At 63.6% G+C, this 21,224-nt stretch carries 17 protein-coding genes; 13 read left to right on the top strand and 4 right to left on the bottom strand.

The annotated features are described in order from the left end of the window. Nucleotides 1–26: 26 nt before the first annotated feature. Genes AT959_RS17345 through AT959_RS17335 form a run of 3 tightly spaced genes read left to right on the top strand, consistent with a single transcriptional unit; the run spans nucleotide 27 to nucleotide 3,591 of the window. The gene (locus AT959_RS17345; RefSeq protein WP_066885842.1) at nucleotides 27–1,067 is read left to right on the top strand and encodes a branched-chain amino acid ABC transporter permease; all 1,041 of its coding nucleotides are present in this window, start codon (nucleotides 27–29) and stop codon (nucleotides 1,065–1,067) included. Next, nucleotides 1,067–2,824, top strand: a complete 1,758-nt coding sequence (locus tag AT959_RS17340; RefSeq protein WP_066885838.1) for a branched-chain amino acid ABC transporter ATP-binding protein/permease — start codon at nucleotides 1,067–1,069, stop codon at nucleotides 2,822–2,824. The genes AT959_RS17345 and AT959_RS17340 overlap by 1 nt, the downstream gene beginning before the upstream one ends. A gap of 2 nt (nucleotides 2,825–2,826) precedes the next feature. Continuing rightward, nucleotides 2,827–3,591, top strand: coding sequence for an ABC transporter ATP-binding protein (locus AT959_RS17335; protein ID WP_066885834.1), 765 nt, complete (start codon nucleotides 2,827–2,829; stop codon nucleotides 3,589–3,591). A gap of 85 nt (nucleotides 3,592–3,676) precedes the next feature. Here AT959_RS17335 and AT959_RS17330 read toward each other — a convergent pair whose 3' ends face one another. The 4 genes from AT959_RS17330 to AT959_RS17315 all read right to left on the bottom strand — a co-directional run bounded on the left by AT959_RS17330 (nucleotide 3,677) and on the right by AT959_RS17315 (nucleotide 12,605). Continuing rightward, on the bottom strand, nucleotides 3,677–5,932 hold the full coding sequence (locus tag AT959_RS17330; protein WP_066885831.1) for a DUF6600 domain-containing protein: 2,256 nt from the start codon (nucleotides 5,930–5,932) through the stop codon (nucleotides 3,677–3,679). Nucleotides 5,933–6,070: 138 nt separating this feature from the next. Beyond that, a complete protein-coding gene (locus tag AT959_RS17325; RefSeq protein ID WP_240481871.1) occupies nucleotides 6,071–7,765 on the bottom strand; it encodes a response regulator in 1,695 nt (564 codons plus the stop codon). A gap of 122 nt (nucleotides 7,766–7,887) precedes the next feature. Further along, on the bottom strand, nucleotides 7,888–10,857 hold the full coding sequence (locus AT959_RS17320) for a sensor domain-containing protein (RefSeq protein WP_066885828.1): 2,970 nt from the start codon (nucleotides 10,855–10,857) through the stop codon (nucleotides 7,888–7,890). Further along, nucleotides 10,857–12,605 (bottom strand): methyl-accepting chemotaxis protein, encoded by a 1,749-nt coding sequence (locus tag AT959_RS17315; RefSeq protein WP_157651350.1) that lies wholly within the window; start codon nucleotides 12,603–12,605, stop codon nucleotides 10,857–10,859. Before AT959_RS17315 ends, AT959_RS17320 begins: the two co-directional genes overlap by 1 nt. Nucleotides 12,606–12,886: 281 nt before the next feature. On the opposite strand from AT959_RS17315, the gene mnmG reads away from it, so the two are divergent. The 10 genes from mnmG (at nucleotide 12,887) to atpA (ending at nucleotide 21,220) form a co-directional block, all read left to right on the top strand. Beyond that, nucleotides 12,887–14,773, top strand: a complete 1,887-nt coding sequence (mnmG, locus tag AT959_RS17310) for a tRNA uridine-5-carboxymethylaminomethyl(34) synthesis enzyme MnmG (RefSeq protein ID WP_066885822.1) — start codon at nucleotides 12,887–12,889, stop codon at nucleotides 14,771–14,773. Next, nucleotides 14,770–15,387, top strand: coding sequence for a 16S rRNA (guanine(527)-N(7))-methyltransferase RsmG (gene rsmG, locus AT959_RS17305; protein WP_066885819.1), 618 nt, complete (start codon nucleotides 14,770–14,772; stop codon nucleotides 15,385–15,387). The genes mnmG and rsmG overlap by 4 nt, the downstream gene beginning before the upstream one ends. Further along, nucleotides 15,384–16,145 carry a ParA family protein gene (locus tag AT959_RS17300; protein WP_066885816.1) on the top strand — a complete coding sequence of 254 codons (762 nt, stop codon included), beginning with the start codon at nucleotides 15,384–15,386 and terminating at the stop codon, nucleotides 16,143–16,145. The genes rsmG and AT959_RS17300 overlap by 4 nt, the downstream gene beginning before the upstream one ends. Beyond that, on the top strand, nucleotides 16,142–16,993 hold the full coding sequence (locus AT959_RS17295; RefSeq protein ID WP_066885813.1) for a ParB/RepB/Spo0J family partition protein: 852 nt from the start codon (nucleotides 16,142–16,144) through the stop codon (nucleotides 16,991–16,993). The genes AT959_RS17300 and AT959_RS17295 overlap by 4 nt, the downstream gene beginning before the upstream one ends. A 116-nt stretch (nucleotides 16,994–17,109) precedes the next feature. Continuing rightward, nucleotides 17,110–17,451, top strand: a complete 342-nt coding sequence (locus AT959_RS17290; RefSeq protein ID WP_066885810.1) for an ATP synthase subunit I — start codon at nucleotides 17,110–17,112, stop codon at nucleotides 17,449–17,451. A 2-nt stretch (nucleotides 17,452–17,453) separates the two neighbouring features. Continuing rightward, a complete protein-coding gene (gene atpB / locus AT959_RS17285; RefSeq protein ID WP_066885807.1) occupies nucleotides 17,454–18,323 on the top strand; it encodes a F0F1 ATP synthase subunit A in 870 nt (289 codons plus the stop codon). Nucleotides 18,324–18,374: 51 nt separating this feature from the next. Continuing rightward, nucleotides 18,375–18,623, top strand: a complete 249-nt coding sequence (gene atpE, locus AT959_RS17280; RefSeq protein WP_027457100.1) for a F0F1 ATP synthase subunit C — start codon at nucleotides 18,375–18,377, stop codon at nucleotides 18,621–18,623. A 39-nt stretch (nucleotides 18,624–18,662) separates the two neighbouring features. Then, nucleotides 18,663–19,133 carry a F0F1 ATP synthase subunit B gene (locus AT959_RS17275; RefSeq protein ID WP_066885804.1) on the top strand — a complete coding sequence of 157 codons (471 nt, stop codon included), beginning with the start codon at nucleotides 18,663–18,665 and terminating at the stop codon, nucleotides 19,131–19,133. Between the two features lie 5 nt (nucleotides 19,134–19,138). Then, on the top strand, nucleotides 19,139–19,672 hold the full coding sequence (locus AT959_RS17270) for a F0F1 ATP synthase subunit delta (RefSeq protein WP_066885801.1): 534 nt from the start codon (nucleotides 19,139–19,141) through the stop codon (nucleotides 19,670–19,672). A gap of 9 nt (nucleotides 19,673–19,681) precedes the next feature. After that, nucleotides 19,682–21,220, top strand: a complete 1,539-nt coding sequence (gene atpA / locus AT959_RS17265; protein WP_066885799.1) for a F0F1 ATP synthase subunit alpha — start codon at nucleotides 19,682–19,684, stop codon at nucleotides 21,218–21,220. The last annotated feature ends 4 nt before the right edge of the window (nucleotides 21,221–21,224 follow it).

Below are 21,224 nucleotides of genomic sequence, written 5' to 3'. Positions count from 1 at the left end.
GCCGGCGCTGCCGTTACCGGTAATCTATGGACCTCCAAATTCTCCTGCTGCTCGGCCAGGATGGCATCACCAATGGTGCCATTTATGCGCTGCTGGCCCTCGCGCTGGTGCTGGTTTTCACCGTCACCCGCGTCATCTTCATTCCCCAGGGCGAGTTCGTCGCCTACGGCGCGCTGACCCTTGCCAGCCTGCAGGCTGGCAAGGTACCGGGCACGGTCTGGCTGTTGCTGGCGCTGGGCTGCACGGTGGCTGTGCTCGATGGCATCCGTCTGGTCCGCGAGGGGCGTTTCGCCAAGCTGCCGCCGCTGCTGATTTTCAATATCGGCCTGCCGCTGCTCGCCGCCGCCGGTCTCTTCGCAATGCCGCCGACGCAGTTGCCGCTGGCGGCGCAGGTCGTCATTTCGATGTTGCTCGTTGTCCCGCTCGGGCCGATGATCTACCGCGTCGCCTACCAGCCGCTGGCCGGCGCCTCGGTACTCGTGCTGCTCATCGTCTCGGTCGCCATCCACGTCGCGATGATCGGCCTCGGCCTGCTCTTCTTCGGCGCTGAAGGCTCGCGCACGCCGCCGTTCACCGAACTCAGCTTCGAACTGGCCGGCGCCCCGCTGCAGGGCCAGACCATCCTCGTCGTCGTCGCTTCGGCCTCGCTGATCATCGGCCTCTACTTCTTCTTCGAACGGACCATCTACGGCAAGGCGCTGCGCGCCACCGCGATGAACCGCACCGGCGCCCGCCTGATGGGCATTCCGCCGGTACTGGCCGGCAAGCTGTGCCTGACGCTGGCCGCCGCCATCGGCGCCTTCTCCGGCATCCTGATCGCGCCGATCACCACCATTTACTACGACTCCGGCTTCCTGATCGGCCTCAAGGGCTTCGTCGGCGCCATCATCGGCGGCCTCGCCTCCTACCCGGTCGCCGCGCTCGGCGCCGTGCTGGTCGGCCTGCTCGAATCCTATTCGTCGTTCTACGCCAGCGCCTTCAAGGAAGTCATCGTGTTCACGCTGATCATCCCGGTACTGCTCTGGCGCTCGCTGACCTCCAAGCATATCGAGGAGGAGGAAGAGTGATGCGCCACCTCCCGCTCGCCATCTTCATCGCGCTGCTCGGCGTCGGCCCGCTGCTGCTGCCCGAATTCCACGTCACGCTGCTCAACTACATCGGCCTCTACGCCATCGTCGCCGTCGGCCTCGTGCTGCTGACCGGCGTCGGCGGCCTGACTTCCTTCGGGCAGGCCGCCTTCGTCGGCCTCGGCGCCTACACCACGGCCTGGCTGACGACGACGCACGGCTTCTCGCCGTGGACCACGCTGCTGATCGGCCTCGCCGTCACCGCCGCCGTTGCGCTTTTCCTCGGCTTCATCACGCTGCGCATGGGCGGCCATTACCTGCCGCTCGGCACCATCGCCTGGGGTATCAGCCTGTATTTCCTGTTCGGCAATGTCGAGTTCCTCGGCGGCCATACCGGCATCACCGGCATCCCGGCCGTCTCGCTGTTCGGCTGGGAATTGAAGTCGGGCCGCGAGTTCTACTACCTGATCTGGCTGGTCGTGCTGCTCGCCATCGTCAGCATTCGCAACCTGCTCGATTCTCGCCAAGGGCGCGCCATCCGGGCCCTGAAGGGCGGGGCGGTGATGGCCGAGGCGATGGGCGTCAATACGCCGCGCACGAAGATCGTCATCTTCCTGATCGCCGCGCTGCTGGCCAGCATTTCCGGCTGGCTCTATGCCCACCTGCAGCGCTTCGTCAATCCGACGCCGTTCTCGATCACTCAGGGTATCGAATACCTGTTCATGGCCGTGGTCGGCGGTGTCGGCCACGTCTGGGGCGCCGTGCTCGGCGCCGGCCTGATCACCATCCTGAAGCAGTGGCTGCAGGACTGGCTGCCGCAGATCCTCGGCCAGAGCGGCAATTTCGAGATCATCGTGTTCGGCATCGCGATGGTGCTGATCCTGCAGAAGGCGCGCGACGGCCTGTGGCCGGTGATCCTCCGGCTGTTGCCGGAACGCAGCTTGCAGCGCGCCATGCCGCAGGCGGCCGCGCTGCCGAAACGACCGGCCAGCGAGGCCGGCCGCGTGCTGCTCGAAGCCAGCGAAGTGACCAAGCGCTTCGGCGGCCTGGTCGCCAACAACAACATGTCGCTCTCCGTCAAAGCCGGCGAGGTGATGGCGCTGATCGGCCCGAACGGCGCCGGCAAGAGCACGATGTTCAACTGCATTTCGGCGGTCAACCCGGCGAGCGAGGGCAAAATCGCCTTTCTCGGCACGTCGACCGCCGGCCTCGTCTCGCGCGACGTCGCCCGCCGCGGCATGAGCCGCAGCTTCCAGCACGTCCGTCTGCTCGGCCAGATGTCGGTCCTCGAAAACGTCGCCATCGGCGCCCACCTGCGCGGCAGCAAGGGCGTGCTGGCCGCCGCGCTGCGCCTCGACCGCGCCGAGGAAAACCGGCTGCTCGCCGAAGCAGCGCGCCAGATCGAGCGGGTCGGTTTGAAGGAGCACATGTTCGACGCTGCCGGCAGCCTCGCCCTCGGCCAGCAGCGCATCGTCGAAATCGCCCGTGCCCTGGCGTCCGACCCCTGCCTGCTGCTCCTCGACGAACCGGCGGCCGGCCTGCGCTACAAGGAAAAGCAGGCACTGGCCGAACTGCTGAAGAAGCTGCGCAGCGAAGGCATGGGCATCCTGCTCGTCGAGCACGACATGGATTTCGTCATGGGCCTGGCCGACCGCGTCGTCGTCATGGAATTCGGCGAGAAGATCGCCGAAGGCGTGCCGGAAGACGTGCAGCGCGATCCGAAAGTTCTTGAAGCCTATCTCGGCGGCGTGGAATAAGCATGAACATCACCCCTCCCCACCTGCATGACCACGAAGTCATCCTCGACGTCAAAAACCTGCGCGTCGCCTACGGCAAGGTCGAGGCGCTGCACGAAGTCAGCCTGACCATCCGCCGCGGCGACATCGTCACCGTCATCGGCCCGAACGGCGCCGGCAAGACGACGCTGCTCGCGGCGCTGATGGGCCTGTTGCCGGCCGATGGCGAGATCGTCTACATGGGCCACCGGCAGGGCCGCGACCGTGAAGTCGAGGCCCTGGTCCGCCAGGGCATGACGCTGGTCCCGGAAAAACGCGAACTGTTCGCCGAAATGAGCGTCGAGGACAACCTGCTGCTCGGCGCCTTCGACCGTTACCGGACCGGCCACCGCGACCAGATGGAGACGATGGACGAAGTCTTCGAACTGTTCCCGCGCCTCGAAGAGCGCCGCAGCCAGCTGGCCGGCACGCTGTCCGGCGGCGAGCGCCAGATGCTGGCCATGGGCCGCGCCCTGATGGCCAAGCCGAAGCTGTTGATGCTCGACGAACCGAGCCTCGGCCTGGCGCCACTGATCATCAAGGAAATCTTCCGCATCATCGGCCAACTGAAGAAGACCGGCGTCGCCATCCTGCTCGTCGAGCAGAACGCCCGCGCCGCGCTGCAGATCGCCGACTACGGCTACGTACTGGAAACCGGCGAAGTCTCGCTGGCCGGGCCGAGCCAGCAACTGGCGGCCGACCCGCGCGTCATCGAGGCTTACCTCGGGCTGGGCCACAAGCAGCACTGAGCGCCGTATTGCCGGCCGGAAAAATGGCCTTTTAACCGGGTCCAGCAGTCGACCCGCGTTCCGATTTTCCCTTGGCAACCCCTGCCTAGCGCGGGCCGCGCTCGCCCCCCTCGCGATTACCGCCACGCGACTCGGGAGGACGCTGCTCCTGCCTTTGTTGCGTCTCGCGCTGCTGCGCTTCCATGCGCTGCTGATCACGGCGGCGGGCCTCCTGCTGTTGCGCCTCCTGGCGCTGCATTTCCTGCTTTTGCTGTGCCTCGCGCTGCTGCATTTCCATGCGCTGCTGGTCACGGCGCCGACCTTCCTGCTGCTCGGCGTCCCGGCGCTGTATCTCCTGCCTTTGCTGCGCTTCACGCTGCTGCATTTCCATGCGCTGCTGCTCACGGCGCCGGCCTTCCTGCTGCTCGACGTCCCGGCGCTGAATCTCCTGCTTTTGCTGCGCTTCGCGCTGTTGCATTTCGATGCGCTCCTGGTCGCGGCGCCGGCCTTCCTGCTGCTCGGCGTCCCGGCGCTGCATTTCCTGCTTTTGCTGTGCCTCGCGCTGCTGCATTTCGATGCGCTCCTGGTCGCGGCGCCGGCCTTCCTGCTGCTCGACCTCCCGGCGCTGTATCTCCTGCTTTTGCTGCGCCTCGCGCTGCTGCATTTCGATGCGCTGCTGGTCACGGCGCCGGCCTTCCTGCTGCTCGGCATCCCGGCGCTGCATTTCCTGCTTTTGCTGCACCTCGCGCTGTTGCATTTCGATGCGCTGCTGGTCGCGGCGCCGGCCTTCCTGCTGCTCGGCGTCCCGGCGCTGCATCTCCTGCTTTTGCTGCGCCTCGCGCTGTTGCATTTCCGTGCGCTGCTGATCGCGGTGGCGAGCTTCCTGCTGCTCGGCGTCCCGCCGCTGCATTTCCTGCCGTTGCTGCGCTTCACGCTGCTGCATTTCCATGCGCTGCGGGTCGTCGCGGCGGCCGTCCGGCAGTCGCTCGTTGGCCGGCGGCCGCATCAGCGGTGCCCCATCGCGGCTGGGCCGCCCCTCGTTGGCGCGCCCGCCGGGGACTTCTCGACGCTCCTCGTGCGTCGGCCGAGGCAGCCAGGTGCTGTCAGGGACGGCTCTGGCCTGCGGCGCCCGCGCCAGTTCACGCTGGTCGTGACGGCCCAGTTCGCGGGGCGTGATCGGTCGCCCTTCGCGGAAGTTCCGGGCCGGCACGACGGTCACCGCGCGCGGCTGGTCGCGGTAGGCATAGGCTCTGGGCGGCCCGTTGCGCACGGCGCGGTCGATGATCGTCACATCGTGGATATGGGTCACGTTGATCTGGCGAACGTAAGTCGGTGAAGCCCGGAAGCCCGGGATATAGACTTCGCGCGGTGCCAGCGGGAACCAGCCGACGGCCGGCGCACTGCCAAAACTGAAACTGACGCTCCAGCCCGGGTTGCCGATCCAGGCGACCAGCGCCGGCGCATAGACCGGGCGGGCGACATAGCTGCCGGGCACCCAGCCCCAACGGCCGCGCACCTGCACCCAGCGCCCGTAATGGAAAGGGGCAAAGCCCCACGGTGCCCGGTCGACCCAGGTCCAGCCCCACGGTGCGATCCACACCCAGCGGCCGAAGCGGTAGGGCGCCCAGTCGTCGGCGACGGCGCGCGGATACCAGACCGCGCCGTAATCGGGCTGCGATTGCCAGTCGCCATAGGCATCGAGGTCCTGGTAACCGGTCATCGCCGGCGAAACGTGACGCGGCCCGGCCTTGGCCAGCGCGGCATTTTCCCGGGCGGCAACCCAGCGATCGAAGGCATCCGGCCCTTCATAGTTTTCGATCTGCATCCGTCCGCCGCCGTAAAAGCTGGCCTTCTCGCCGGCCTCGACCAGTTGGCGGCGCTCGCCATCGTCGAAGCTGGCCCGCCCGGCCTGGGAGGTCAGTTCGCTATGGTCACCCTGGACATCGATCCGGTAGCGGCCGGGACCGGCGAAGCTGACCCGGCCTTCCGGCGTCTGCACTGTGACCTCGTCGCTCTGCTCGCGCTCGAGAATGCTGACGGTCAGCGTGCCGCGCAGCAGTTGCGCACTGATCTGCCGATCATCGACCACCGGGAAACGCAGTTCGCTGCTGCCGGCCAGCCGAAAGGCGGTGGCCCCGATCCAGATTTCGGCCCGGCCGCGGCGCTCGGTATCCACTTCGGCGCCGCTGCTGATCGGCCAGTTGATACTGGCCGGGCCACCGGCATCGCTGCGGTCAACGCGGAAATTGACCTCATTTTCAACCAGGGCCAGCCGGCCGACCCGGGCCGGCGGATCGGCCTGCGCCAGCGCCGTGCCGAACACGGCGAGCCAGGCAAGGATAAAACGCATCGAACGGAACATGACGAACTCCTGACTATTCGGCACGCACTGCCATATGGCAATGACTCTGCTCCTACGAATAACGTTCGTCTAGAAAAACGGATGAACCAGGCCGCCGGCCAAATGGTTGCAAAATGTTGCTGCGGGCCCGGCCGGGCGCTACAGCAGTTCGGGTGCGATGCCGTGGCGCTTGGCGACGGCGACATACAGTTCGCGCGCCGAGGCGACTTTCGGGCTCTTGCGATCCTTGCGCTGGGCGCGTACCAGGTAATCCACGGCGCGCGCCGCCAGTTCGGCATCCCAGCCTTTCTGGTCCATCAGGGTGAAAATCGCCTTCGCGGTATTGACCAGGAATTGCAGGTTGGGCACCTGTTCGGCAGCCTGGATCAGCAATTGCACCGAGCCTTCCAGATCGCCGTTGCGCGCCGCCAGCACGCCCTTGTTGTTGAGATCGATGATCTGCTTGTTGACCTGGTCGAGCAGCGCCTTGCCGGCATCCGGCTGGCCGGTTTTCTCGAAAACGCTGGTGATGTGCTCGATCAGATGCGGGTCTTCATGATTCTCGGCTGCCACCTGGCGCATGATCTTCTGCCCCGCCTCCGCCTTGCCGCTGGCGTAGCAGGCGTGGGCCAGATCGATGGCCAGCCGCTGCGAGACAGGCTTGCCCTTGTCGGCGCCCTCGACCTCGACCTGCTGCTGCAGCTCGAGCGCCTGGTCGACCAGGGCCCGCGCCTTTTCCGGCGCCCCTTCCAGATCGAGACAGAGGCTCTCGGTGACCAGCGCCGCCAGTTCGGCCTGCTTGTCACCACGCCATTCGCGCTTCATTTCGGTGGCGATCTTGCGCGAGGCGGTGGTATCGCCGCGCTCGACCAGCACCCGCGACAGATTGGCGAAATCATCGACCGAACGCAGGCTGGAGCCGCGATTGCGGTCGATCACCTTGCCATAGGCCTTTTCCGCCGCCAGGAAATCCTTGTTGCGGGCCGCCGTGTCGCCCACCAGACGCTGGCGCAGCGTATTGTGCGGCGAGGCATCGGCTGCTTTTTGCAGGACCTGCTGCGCCGCCTGCAGCTTGCCCTTGGCCTCGTGTACCGAGGCGAGAAAGTCGTAGGCCGACAGGTAGTTCGGCGCCTCCGTCGTCACCTGCTCGGCCAGTTGCTCGGCTTCGTCGAGCGCGCCGCGGTCGCGCAGCGCCGTCGCCAGCCCCATCTTCGCCCAGGGCACGACGCGGCCTTCGAGCACCCGGCGAAACACCTCCTCGGCCTCGTGGGTCCGGCCCAGCGTATGCAGCAGTTCGCCCTTGAAACGCAGGGCGTCGTACATGTAGAGCGGCTGCTGCTGGATCACCCGATCGCAGGCGGCAATCGCTTCCTGCAGGGCGCCGCGCTCGATCTGCTCGTAGATCTTGCGCAGCACGTGCTTCTTGTAGATCGCCTTGATCAGCCGGGCCTGCAACTGCTCGGCGGTAAACGGCTTGATCAGGTAATCGTCCGGCGCCAATTCGGCCAGCGCCACGACATTGGTGTAGCCCCGTTCGCTGGTGATGATCAAATAGACCGTCGACAGCGGAATCAGATGGGCGTGGCGCAGCTCTTCCAGCAATTGCTGCCCGTCGCGCCCGTCGTCGAGCACGAAGTCGGACAAAATGACGTCAAAACGGTTGCTCTTGACCTGGCGGATCACCTCGGCCGAATTGCCGGCGCCATGTACCGCCGTCACGCCGAGCGCACCCAGCATCAGGCGCAGCGAATCCCGGGCCGGCGAATGGCGATCAACGATCAGCACGCGCTTTTTGGTCAGAGACTGCTGGAGAACCAGCAGCATCTCATCGTTATCGAGAGGGCTATTGCTCATTTCCGGCAAGTTACTTGAGTTCGTCATGCTGAGCAAGGCATCGACGATGTGCCGCAATCGCTGCCGGGCCGGGCCAGCAGCCGCGAAAAGGGCCGCCGGCGCGGGCCCGGCCCGGGGATCTTTCAGTCAGTCCTCCCGTAATGGCGCTGCCTCAGGCGTGCCCCGACCTGCGGCAAGCCAGCGCGCTCGGGCGCGCCATAGGTGCCACGGTACCAAGCGATAAACTGCCCGGCCGGCAGCGGTCGACTCCACAGATAGCCCTGGCCTTCATCGCACTGCATGGTTTCGAGGATCTGCAGTTGCTCGGCCGTCTCGACCCCCTCGGCAATCACCCGTAGGCCCAGCGAGTGACCGAGGGTGGCAACCGTGGCGGCGATGGTCCGGTCGTCCGGGTTGGCGACCAGGTCGCGGACGAAGGACTGGTCGATCTTCAGCTTGTCGATCGGCAAACGCTTCAGGTAGTAGAGGCTGGAATAGCCGGTACCGAAATCGTCGATCGCGATGCGCACCCCAAGGGCACGGAATTGTTCGAGCAGCCACTGCGTCTTGGCAATATCCTGGACGATCAGGGTTTCGGTGATTTCCAGCTCGAGCCGCGCCGGCGGCAGACCGGAACGGCGTAGTGCCGTGCGCACGGTGTCGAGCAAGGCCTGCGGTTCGAGGAACTGGCGGGTCGAGCAATTGATCGACATGCTCAGCTCAGGCAGCCCGAGTTGGTCCCAGGCCACAGCTTGCTGACAGGCTTCCTCGATGACCCAGGCACCGATCGCTTCGATCAGGCCGGACTCCTCGGCCACCGGGATGAATTCGGCTGGCGAAATCATGCCCCATTCCGGATGCTGCCAGCGGAGCAGGGCCTCGACGCCGATCAGTCGCCCGTCGTCCAGCGCAACCTGCGGCTGGTAATGGAGCAGCAGTTCCCGGCGTGGCAGGGCCTGGCGCAGTTCATTGCTCAGCGTCAGGCGCTTGAGCGCCATGTCGTTCATTTCCGGAACGAAATCGAGGAAGGTGTTGCGGCCGGCATCCTTGGCCTTGTACATGGCGGCATCGGCGGCTCGCAACAACGCATCGTAGTGGTCGCCGTCGCGCGGAAACAGGCTGATGCCGATGCTGGAGGTCACGGTCAGCGCCATGGCGTCGATCTGGAAGGGCTGGCCCAGGGCCTCGATCAGCTTGTCGGCAACGCAGCGGGCTGCCTGGTGGCCACCGATCGGCAGCAGGACCATGAATTCATCGCCCCCCAGGCGACCGACGGTATCCGACGCCCGTACCGCCGCCCGCAGGCGGCCTGCCACCTCGACCAGCAACTGGTCGCCGGCCGAATGGCCGAGCGAGTCGTTCACATGCTTGAAGTAGTCGAGATCGAGAAAGAGCAGGGCCAGTTCGTGCCCGTCGCGCGACGCCTGACGGATTGCCAGGTCGACCTGCTCCTTGAAGCGCACCCGGTTCGGCAACTGGGTCAGTGGATCGAAATAGGCGAGATGGTTGATCTGCCGCTCGGCCGCCTTCTGCTGCGTGACATCGTCGCCGACACAGATGAAATGGCCTATTTCTCCGCTTTCGTTGCGGACGGCGGAGAAATTGACGGCGAGCGTGAAGGGCTCGCCATTTTTGTGCCGGCAGGGCAGTTCACCGGACCAATGCCCGGCCCGCAGTAGCGGAAACCAAAAATTACCGGGCCGACAGTCGGCCGCCACCGGGGTCCGGATCAATTCGCCCGGTCGGCGGCCAATCACCTCATCGGCAGAAAAGCCGGTCAGTTCGCAGAAGGCCGGATTGACCTGGATGATCCGCCGTTCGATATCGGTGATCACGATCAGGCTGCGGCCATGCTCGAAGACCGAGGCGGCAAAGCGCAGGTGCTGCTCGTTTTCCTTTTGCCGGGTGATGTCCTGGGTAAAGCCCTGCACCTCGTAAGGAACGCCATCCGCATCGCGCACGACATGGGCCGAGCTCTTCAGATGCACCCAGCGATTTTCGCGATAGTGCCAGCGCCGGTATTCCATACTGAACGGCTCGAAGGTCAGGCAACTGCGATTGATCGCCTTCAACACGCTCTGCCGGTCGTCGGGATGGAGATTGGCCAGCGACTCCTCCTCGCCCATCAAGGCGTCGCCCGGGCTGTCATGGCCAAGCATGTTCAAGGTGCTGCGGCTGACCCGCACCACCCGCCGCCCGATGTCGAAGCTCCAGGTGCCCATCCGGCCAAGGACCTGGGCTGATTCGATGCGCTGGCGCTCCTTGGCCAGTGCCGCCTCGGCCTCCTTGTGCCGGGTAATGTCCTGAGTGAAGCCATAGAGAGTGACCGGACTGCCTGCCGGGTCGCGCACGAAGAAGAACAACGAGCGCAGGAAGATCCAGCGCTGCTGGGCAATCTGCCAGAAACGGTAGTCGATTTCAGTCGGTTTGTCGTCGCGCAGCGCGCTCTGGCGCCGGGCGATGATGTGCGGCAGATCCTCGGGATGAATCCGCGCCCGGAATTCGGCCTCCGGGATCCGGCTCGTGCCGTCCGGCCAGCCGAGCAACAGGAGCGAATTGTCGCTGGTCTCGTAATGGCCGTCGGCATAGTTGATCGACCAGTACCACATATGGCCGAGGCTGCTCGGCGCGGCGAGCAAGGTCCGGTAGCGGCGCAGGGTTTCCTCGCTTTCCTGCTGCCGGGTGATGTCCAGGCAAAAGCCCTTGAGGACGAAGCGCGGTCCGCCAGCCAGCGACTGCGCGTAGGCAAAGACCTTGACGACGATCCAGCAGCCGAGTTCGGCATTCCAGACATGCAGCGGATGGCCGGGCAGGGGGCTACCGCCGCCCCGGTTGGCAAAGCGGGCGATCAGCGCCGGGCGCTCGTCACTGGCCACCCGGGATGCCAACTGGTCAAGGCTCGGCTGGCGTTCGTCGGCACGCCAGCCGAAGAGCCGCCCGGCCATCGCGTCGAAATGGAAGCGGCGGGCCTGCGGATCGTAGTCCCAGCGGCACAGCAGGGAGTCATCGGCGACCTGGATCCGGCCATCCTGCAATTGTTCGACCTCATGCGGCCGCAGGTCGGAACCGGCGACGCTAAGCTCGGGCAAGCCCATGGCTGAATCCAGCGCCATCACACCTTGAAGGCGCCGACGGCCTGACGCAGCGAGACGGCCAGGGTCTGCAGCTCCGCCGAGACATCTTCGGCGCGTACCGCCGAGGCGGCATTGCCCTCGCTCATGCCGACCACCCGTTCGACCTGGCGCGAGATTTCTTCCGAAGCGACGGCGTGTTCCTGCAAGGCTTGGGCAATTTCACCGACCGCATTCGATAGCTGACGGGTGTTGTCCTGGATGGCGACAATCCGTTCCGCCGCCTGGTTGGCATGCGCCTGGCCATCCCTGACCTTGCTGCCGACCATCGCCATGTTGCTGATCACATTGCCAGCCAGTTGCTGCATGACGACGACCATGGCGCCGATGTCCTCGGTCGAGCTGCGAGTCCGTTCGGCCAGGCTGCGCACCTCGTCGGCGACAACCGCGAAACCACGGCCCGATTCGCCGGCGCGGGCCGCCTCGATCGCCGCATTGAGGGCGAGCAGATTGGTCTGGTCGGCAATCTCCTTGATGACCTGGACGATGGTCGAAATCTTGGCCGAATGGCGGCCGAGTTCCTGAATGGTGATTTCGGCTTGATCGACCGTTGATGAAATGATGCCGACTTCGGTTGCCGTCTGGGCAATGATCGCCGCCCCTTCGTCAGCTGCCTGCCCGGCATGTCGGGCGCAATGCACGGCATCGCCGGAGGACTGGGTGATATGGCCGATGCTAACCGTCATCTGCTCGACGACGGCTGCCATCGCCGCCGCCGAGTCGGTTTGCTGCTGCGAAGCGGTAGCTACCTCCTGCGCGGCGCCCAGGGTCGTGGCTGCCGCCGCATTGATGCTCAGGGCATTGCGCAGGACAATCGCCAAGACCTGACGCACCGAGCCGAGCAGGCTGTTGAAGGCCTGGGCGGTCTCGGCGATCTCATCCTTGCCGCGGATCGCGATGTCCTGCGTGAAATCGCCGCTCTGCGCAACATTCACCATCGTTTTGCGCAATTGATCGAGCGCACCGGTGATGCCACGAATGATGATGAAAATCAGGATGCCCAAGCCACCGGCGGCCATCAGGGAGACCAGCACAATCGCCCGCTGGGCTGTCTGGCGCGCCGTCGCGGCTGATTCGTTGATAACCTCGGCATTGGCCTTTTCCAGCTTGTTGAGCAGATCCATCTCGGCTTCGGTGCGTTCCCAGACGGCACCAACCCGTTCGTCGATCAACTGGAAGCGCTGGGTCACACTAATGACCTCTTCCCAGCTCTGGGTCTTGGCCATTTCCTGGAGAACCGGCACAACCGGATCAAAGGTCTCCTTGAACTCCTGCAGACGCTCCTGCACCACGCCCCACTGCAGCGCCACGTTTTCGCTCTTGGGCAGCGCCTGGTAGGCATCGAGGGCCAGCTTGACCCGGGCTTCCGCTTCATTGCGCCGCTCGATGACCGAGGCGGCAATGCTGTTGGCTTCGCTGACACCGTCCAGCCGGGCCGATGCGGAGTCATAGCGCTCCTGGCGCCAGGTCGCGACATCGCGCGTCGCCAGCAAGGATTTCGCCTGCCACATGCGCATTTCCGCCATCAGGATCAGGGCGGGCGCGCTGTGGTCGCTGATTTCTTCCAGCGCCTGGTTCAAATGGCTGACGCCAAGCCAGCCGGCAACAGCGACCACCGCCAGGTTGAGCAGCGAAAAACCGGCGAGCAACCCGAGCTTGGTCTTGATGCTCAGTCTGTCCATGCCAAGGCGACGCAGCGTGATGCCACCGCGGGCCATACCGTTTGCCAAAGCAATCTCCGTCCCCTGCACGAGCCTTCTCCAAAAAAGACAAATTTAGAAAATTGATTCTCCGGGGCCCGGGGCTAAATGTCCCCCCTCATGAAGAGGGGGTGGCAGGCACTTGCGGCATTTGGCGAGCCTGATGATGGGATTCGGCACCATCGCAAGCAATTGATTTGGCAAATCATTTCTTTGCGAAGACAGCGGAAATCCTTGTCTAAACCGGTTGTTCGCCCGTAAAATCCGCGGTCCGATACTGCGCTGCAGCAATTCCCTTTTCAGATCAGGCCATGCTCTATCCCACCCGTTTCGATGTCATCGTCGTCGGCGGCGGTCACGCCGGTACCGAAGCTGCGCTCGCCGCAGCGCGGGCGGGTGCGAACACGCTTTTGCTGACCCACAATCTGGATACGCTCGGCGCGATGAGCTGCAACCCGTCGATCGGCGGCATCGGCAAGGGCCATCTGGTGCGCGAGGTCGATGCGCTGGGCGGCGCCATGGCGGCGGCCACCGACGAAGCCGGCATCCAGTTTCGCATCCTCAATGCCTCGAAGGGCCCGGCCGTGCGCGCCACCCGCGCCCAGGCCGACCGCGTGCTGTACAAGCAGGCCATCCGCTCGCGTCTGGAAAACCAGCCCAACCTGACCATCTTCGCCGAAGCCTGCGACGACCTGATCGTTGAAGGCGACAAGGTGTGCGGCGCAGTGACCCAACTCGGCATCCGCTTTTTTGCCTCGGCGGTGGTGTTGACCGCCGGCACCTTCCTGAACGGCAAGATCCACGTCGGCCTGGAGAACTACACCGGCGGCCGCATGGGCGATCCGCCCTCGGTATCGCTGGCCAGCCGGCTGAAGGAACTGCAACTGCCGCAGGGCCGCCTGAAAACCGGCACGCCGCCGCGTCTGGACGGCAAGACCATCGATTTCTCGGTGATGGAAGAACAGCATTCGGACAAGCCGCTGCCGGTCTTCTCCTTCCTCGGCAGCGCCGGCCAGCACCCGCGCCAGTTGCCGTGCTGGATCACCGAAACCAACGAGAAAACCCACGACATCATCCGCAGCGGCCTGGACCGTTCGCCGATGTACACCGGCGTCATCGAGGGCGTCGGGCCGCGTTATTGCCCGTCAATCGAAGACAAGATCCACCGCTTCGCCGACAAGGACAAGCACAACGTCTTCCTTGAGCCGGAAGGCCTGACGACGCACGAAATCTACCCGAACGGCGTGTCGACCAGCCTGCCCTTCGACATCCAGCTGGCGCTGGTGCGCTCGATCCGCGGCATGGAAAACGTGCACATCCTGCGCCCCGGCTACGCCATCGAATACGATTTCTACGATCCGCGCGGCCTCAAGGACACGCTGGAGAGCAAGGCGATCAACGGCTTGTTCTTCGCCGGCCAGATCAACGGCACCACCGGCTACGAAGAAGCGGCGGCGCAGGGCCTGCTCGCCGGCATCAACGCCGTCCGCTACATGCGTGGCGAAGACGGCTGGTGCCCGAAGCGCAATGAAGCCTATCTCGGCGTACTGGTCGACGACCTGATCACGCGTGGCGTGTCCGATCCCTACCGGATGTTCACCAGCCGCGCCGAATATCGCCTCAGCCTGCGTGAGGACAACGCCGACCTGCGCCTGACCGAACAGGGCAGGGCGCTTGGCCTGGTCGACGATGTGCGCTGGGCCGCCTTCTGCCAGAAGCGCGATGCCATCGCCGGCGAGCAGGAACGCCTGAAGTCAACCTGGGTCAATCCGAAAATCCTGCCGGCTGAAGATGCCGTCCGCGTTCTCGGCAAGGCCATCGAACATGAATACAACCTGTTCGAGCTGCTGCGCCGCCCCGAAGTTTCCTACAGCGAGCTGCTGACCCTGCCCGGTGCCGGCGAGGCCCAGACCGACCCACTGGTCGTCGAACAACTGGAAATCTCGGCCAAATACCAAGGCTATATCGATCGCCAGAGCGAGGAAGTCGCCAAGTCGGCGGCCTATGAGCACACTGCCCTGCCGGTCGATCTCGACTACGCCAAGGTGGCCGGCCTGTCGAACGAGGTCAAGCAGAAGCTGGCCCAGCACAAGCCGCAGACCATCGGCCAGGCCTCGCGCATCCAGGGCATCACGCCGGCTGCCATTTCGCTGCTGCTGATCCACCTGAAACGCCACAGCCTGGCGTCCGCCGCATGAAGCCAATCACGCTCAGCGAGGGCCTCGCCGCCCTCGGCCTCGATCTGCCCGACGTCGCGCAGCACAAGCTGCTCGCCTTCCGCGACCTGCTGCTCAAGTGGAACCGGACCTACAACCTGACCGCGCTGCGCGATCCGGAACAGGCCATTTCGCACCACCTGCTCGATTCCCTGGCCATCCTGCCGTATGTCGGCCCCGGCGCGCTGCTCGATGTCGGCAGCGGCGGCGGCCTGCCCGGCATTCCGCTGGCCATCGCCCGCCCGGAACTGGCGGTCAGCATGGTCGACACCGTGCAAAAGAAGGCGACCTTCCTGCAGCAGGCGGCGATCGAGCTCGGCCTGAAGAACGTCAGCGCCCACCATGCCCGCGTCGAGGAAATGAGCGGGCAATACGCCCAGATCAGCTCGCGCGCCTTTGCCGAGATCGGCCTCTTCATCAGCCTGACCCGCCACCTGCTGGCGCCGGGCGGCCGCTGGCTGGCCATGAAGGGCGTGCGACCGGACGACGAACTGCAAGCCCTGTCAGCCGACATCACGGTGGAGGCGATCATTCCGCTCGCCGTACCGGGGCTGGCTGCCGAACGACATTTGATCATTTTGAAAGCCGGGTCATGAAAGTACTCGCCATAACGAATCAAAAGGGCGGCGTCGGCAAGACGACAACCGCGGTCAATCTCGCCGCCTCGCTCGCCGCAGAAGGCCAGCGCGTCCTGATGATCGACCTCGATCCGCAGGGCAATGCGACGACCGGCTCGGGCATCACCAAGAAGGAAGCACTGCCCACCGTCTATCAACTACTGATCGGTGCCGCGACGCTGACTGAGGTCTGCATCCAGACCGAGTTCGGCTTCGACGTCCTGCCGGCCAACCGCGAACTGGCCGGCGCCGAGGTCGAGCTGATCGAACTCGACGAACGCGAATACCGGCTGAAGAATGCACTGCAGGCCGGCCACGCCACCTACGACTTCATCCTGATCGACTGCCCGCCGGCGCTCAACATGCTGACGGTCAACGGCCTGGTCGCCGCCGATTCGGTGCTGATCCCGATGCAGTGCGAGTATTACGCGCTGGAGGGCCTCTCCGACCTCGTCGAAACACTGCGCAAGGTGCGCTCCCACCTCAATTCCCGGCTCGAAATCGAAGGCCTGCTACGTACCATGTACAACAGCCAGAGCACGCTGACCCAGCAGGTCTCGAACGAACTGGAAAACCACTTCGGCAGCAAGGTCTACCAGACCATCGTGCCGCGCAATGTCCGTCTCGCCGAAGCCCCGTCCTACGGCAAGCCGGTCATCGCCTTTGATAAAAGCTCGAAAGGCGCGCAAGCCTACAGCGCGCTCGCCAGGGAAATTCTCGAAAGGGTCGCCCCATGATCAAGATGAAAGGACTCGGCCGCGGCCTCGACGCACTGCTCTCCGGCAGCGACAAGCCGCAGGGCGACGAACAGCGCAACCTGCCGGTCGAACGCCTGCGTCCCGGCAAGTACCAGCCGCGCACCCAGATGGACCAGGAGTCGCTGGCCGAACTGGCCGCCTCGATCAAGACCCAGGGCGTCATGCAGCCCATCCTGGTCCGCGCCGTCGATGCCACGCCGGGCGCCGAACGCTACGAAATCGTTGCCGGCGAACGGCGCTGGCGCGCCTCACAACTGGCCGGCCTGAACGAAGTCCCGGTGCTGATCCGCAGCATTCCGGACGAACAGGCGCTGGCCATGGCGCTGATCGAGAACATCCAGCGCGAAAACCTCAATCCGCTGGAAGAAGCCCAGGGCCTGCAGCGCCTGATCGACGAATTCGGCCTGACCCACCAGCAGGCAGCCGATGCCGTCGGCCGCTCGCGCCCGGCGGCGACCAATTTGCTCCGTTTGTTGCAGTTGACCGCCGGCGTCCAGGAATTGCTGATGGCCGGCAAGATCGACATGGGCCATGCCCGCGCCCTGCTGCCGATCCCCGGCACGCAACAACTGGCCCTGGCCCAGCGCATCATTCAGAAGGGCTTGTCGGTGCGCGAAGCCGAGCGCCTCGTCCAGCAGATCCTCAATCCACCGAAAGCGGCACCGGCCCATGCTGTCGACCGTGACCTGCTGCGCCTGCAGGAAGAGATTTCGGACAGCCTCGGGGCCAGCGTCGCCATCCGCAGCAACAAGACGGGCGCCGGCAAAGTGACCATCGAATTCAGCGACCTGGAGCAGCTCGATGGCATCCTCAACCGCATACGTTAACCCGCTTCTGGAGGGGCCGACATTGTGGAAAACCCTCAATTTCATTGACTTGGCCAAGCCAAGTCTTGTATCATTTATATCCGTGTGGCACAGCCGGTCAACGATTGAATAGCACCATGTACAGAGCAATTATTCTGCAATTTGGTGCAGCACTCATAACAGCAATCGGGGCCGGTGCAATCGTAGGGACGCGGGGGCTTGTCTCGGTGGGGTTAGCGGCTTTGGCCTGCATATTGCCCAACCTATTCTTTGCCGTCCGGTTGACGATGGTGACAAATCGCCCGGACGCATCGTTCGCAGCGAATTTCTTCATCGGTGAGTTCCTCAAGATAGCGGCCACCATTGGATTTTTGGCAATCGCCGTCAAGGGGTATCCCGAGATGCACTGGCCCAGCTTGCTGATCGGCTTCGCGATTGTTTTGCATGCAGGTTTTATAGCGTTCTGGAAGAAACCCTGATTATGTCTACAGCAGGCCACGAAGAAGCAGCAGCAAACGCGCCGACCGCCGGCGAATATATCGTCCACCACCTGACGCAATGGAACTCCACCGGTCATGCGCAGAAGGATGTGATCGATTTCAGCGTCATCAACATCGACACCATGATCTTTTCCGTCCTGATGGGCGTACTGGGTCTGTTCGTCATGTGGCGCATCGCCAAGAGCGTCACCTCCGGCGTACCGGGTCGCATGCAGGCCGCGGTCGAAATCGTCCTCGAAATGGTCAACGACCAGGCCAAGGGCATCGTCCATAGCGCCGAATCCCGCAAGTTCGTCGGCCCGCTGGCGCTGACCGTCTTCATCTGGATCTTCCTGATGAATTCGATGGACTTCCTGCCGGTCGACCTGCTGCCGACCATCTGGCAAACGATCACCGGTGACCACCACGCCTATCTGCGCGTCGTCCCGACTGCTGACCTGAACGGTACGCTGGGCATGTCGACGGGCGTCCTGCTGGTCTGTGTGTACTACAACATCAAGATCAAGGGCATGGGCGGCTGGGTTCATGAACTCTTCACCGCCCCGTTCGGCAGCCACCCGCTGCTCTACCCGGTCAATTTCGCCATGCAGATGATCGAATTCCTCGCCAAGACCGTCTCCCACGGCATGCGACTGTTCGGCAACATGTACGCCGGCGAACTGGTATTCATGCTGATCGCGCTGATGGGTGCGGCCTGGACGGCAAGCGCCACCGGCGTCTCCCTGTTCCTCGGCCACATTGTGGCCGGTTCGATCTGGGCGATCTTCCACATCCTGATCGTTGCCCTGCAGGCTTTCATCTTCATGATGCTGACGCTGGTCTATGTCGGCCAGGCTCACGAAGCGCACTGATTTCGTTGTAACTTTGTAGTTTTTTACTTTTTAACTTAGCAAGGAGTTGTCATGGAACACGTTCTCGGTTTTGTTGCTCTGGCTGCCGGCCTGATCATTGGTCTGGGTGCTATCGGTGCCTGTATCGGTATCGGCCTGATGGGCGGCAAGTACATTGAAGCCTCTGCCCGCCAGCCTGAGCTGATGAACGCTCTGCAAACCAAGATGTTCCTGCTGGCCGGTCTGATTGACGCCGCCTTCCTGATTGGCGTCGGTATCGCCATGATGTTCGCCTTCGCCAACCCGTTCAAGCTGGTTTAATCGGTCCTCATCCGATCAACTCTTTAGAGGACTAATACCGTGAATCTGAACGCAACGTTGTTTGCACAGCTCGTTGTGTTCTTCATTCTGGCGTGGTTCACGATGCAATTCGTGTGGCCCCCCATTGTGAAGGCGCTCGACGAGCGTGCGAAGAAGATCGCGGATGGACTGGCTGCTGCTGAACGCGGCAAGCATGATCTCGAACTGGCCACCAAGCGCTCCACGGAAGCTCTCCGTGAAGGCAAGGAAAAGGCTGCCGAACTCCTGGCACAAGCTGAAAAGCGTGCTGCCCAGGTGATCGAAGAAGCGAAGGCAACGGCCAAGACCGAAGCTGACCGCATCGTCGCCGGCGCCAAGGCTGAAATCGACCAGGAAGCTGTACGCGCCAAGGAACAACTGCGCGAACAAGTCTCTGCCCTGGTGGTTTCCGGTGCAGAAAAAATTCTGCGTCGCGAGATTAATGCCCAGGCTCATGCCGATATTCTGGCTACGATCAAACAGGATCTGTAAAGCTTATGGCTGAATCTGTCACCATCGCCCGCCCCTATGCCGAAGCCGTGTATCGCATGGCTCAGGAAAGCGGGGCGCAGGCTGCCTGGTCAGCGCGCCTCGAGCGCCTGGCACTGGTCGCCCAGGACGGGGACATGGCCTCGGTCATGAGCAATCCCCGGCTCTCCGTTGAGCAGGTTGCCGAACTCTTCATTTCGCTGTCCCAAGACAGCGATCCGATCCTTGGCAACTTCATTCGTACCCTCGCAGAAAACCGGCGTCTCGCGCTCCTGCCGGAGATTTCCCGGCTTTTCGAAATGGCCAAGAGCCAGGACGAAGGGGTCAAGGAGGCGGTGGTGTATTCGGCATTTCCCATTGACGACACCCAAGTGGCCACCCTGCTGCAACAGCTGGAGCCCCGCTTTGCTACCCGCCTGACTGCCCGCGTCGTAATCGACCCGAGCCTGATCGGTGGTGTTCGTGTCGCTGTCGGTGACCAGGTGCTGGATGCTTCAGTCCGCGGCAAACTCGACTCGATGGCCGTGGCGCTGAACAACTAGGAGAATTTCATGCAGTTGAATCCTTCCGAAATTTCTGAACTGATCAAGAGCAAAATCCAGAACCTGCAAGGCGCATCGGAAGTGCGCACGCAGGGCACCGTGGTCTCCGTCACTGACGGTATCGTCCGCGTGCATGGTTTGCAAGACGTCATGCAAGGCGAAATGCTGGAATTCCCCGGCAATACCTTCGGCATGGCACTCAACCTCGAGCGCGACTCCGTCGGCGCCGTTATCCTCGGTGAATACGAGCACATTTCCGAAGGCGACGTCGTCAAGACGACCGGTCGCATTCTGGAAGTGCCGGTTGGCCCGGAACTGCTTGGCCGCGTGGTCAACACGCTCGGCCAGCCGATCGATGGCAAAGGCCCGATCAACGCCAAGCTAACCGACAAGCTGGAAAAGGTCGCGCCCGGAGTTATTTGGCGTAAATCCGTTTCCCAACCGGTGCAGACCGGTCTGAAGTGTGTGGACTCCATGGTGCCGGTTGGCCGTGGCCAGCGCGAACTGATCATTGGTGACCGCCAGACCGGCAAGACCGCCGTCGCGGTCGACGCCATCATCAACCAGAAGGGCAAGAACCTCTTCTGCGTTTATGTCGCTATCGGTCAAAAGGCCTCCACCATTGCCAACGTCGTTCGCAAGCTGGAAGAACACGGCGCGATGGAATACACCATCATCGTCGCGGCCTCCGCTTCCGAATCCGCTGCGCTGCAGTACCTGGCTCCTTACGCCGGCTGCACGATGGGTGAATACTTCCGCGACCGCGGTCAAGACGCACTGATCGTTTATGACGATCTGACCAAGCAAGCTTGGGGCTATCGTCAGGTTTCCCTGCTGCTGCGCCGTCCGCCGGGCCGTGAAGCCTATCCGGGCGACGTCTTCTATCTCCACTCCCGCCTGCTCGAACGTGCCGCTCGCGTTTCCGAAGCCTGGGTCGAGAAGTTCACCAATGGCGAAGTAACCGGCAAGAGCGGTTCGCTGACGGCACTGCCGGTCATCGAAACCCAAGCTGGTGACGTTTCTGCTTTCGTTCCGACCAACGTGATCTCGATTACCGATGGTCAGATCTTCCTGGAAACCGACCTCTTCAACGCTGGTGTTCGCCCTGCAATCAACGCCGGTATCTCCGTGTCCCGCGTCGGTGGTGCTGCCCAGACCAAGCTGATCAAGAAGCTCGGCGGCGGTGTCCGTCTGGCCCTGGCCCAGTACCGCGAACTTGCTGCCTTCGCCCAGTTTGCTTCCGACCTCGACGAAGCAACCCGCAAGCAACTGGAACGTGGCCGTCTGGTTACCGAGCTGATGAAGCAGGCGCAATACTCGCCGATGAGCATCTCCGAGATGGCCGTCACGCTGTACGCAGCTGACAAGGGTTATTTCGATGATGTCGAAGTCAAGCGTGCCTTGGAATGCGAAAAGGCCATGATCGGCTACCTGAAGGCGAGCTGCGCCGACGTCATGAGTACCATGGAGTCCAAGGCAGACCTCGACGGTGAGACCGAAAAGGCACTCGCCGCCGGCATCACCGCTTTCAAGAGCAGCTGGGCCTGATCGG

It is taken from the genome of Dechloromonas denitrificans (genome assembly GCF_001551835.1).
Taxonomy (GTDB): Bacteria; Pseudomonadota; Gammaproteobacteria; order Burkholderiales; family Rhodocyclaceae; genus Azonexus; species Azonexus denitrificans.
The sequence above is the reverse complement of the archived record's forward strand: the minus strand, read 5'-3'. Positions and strand labels throughout refer to the sequence as shown.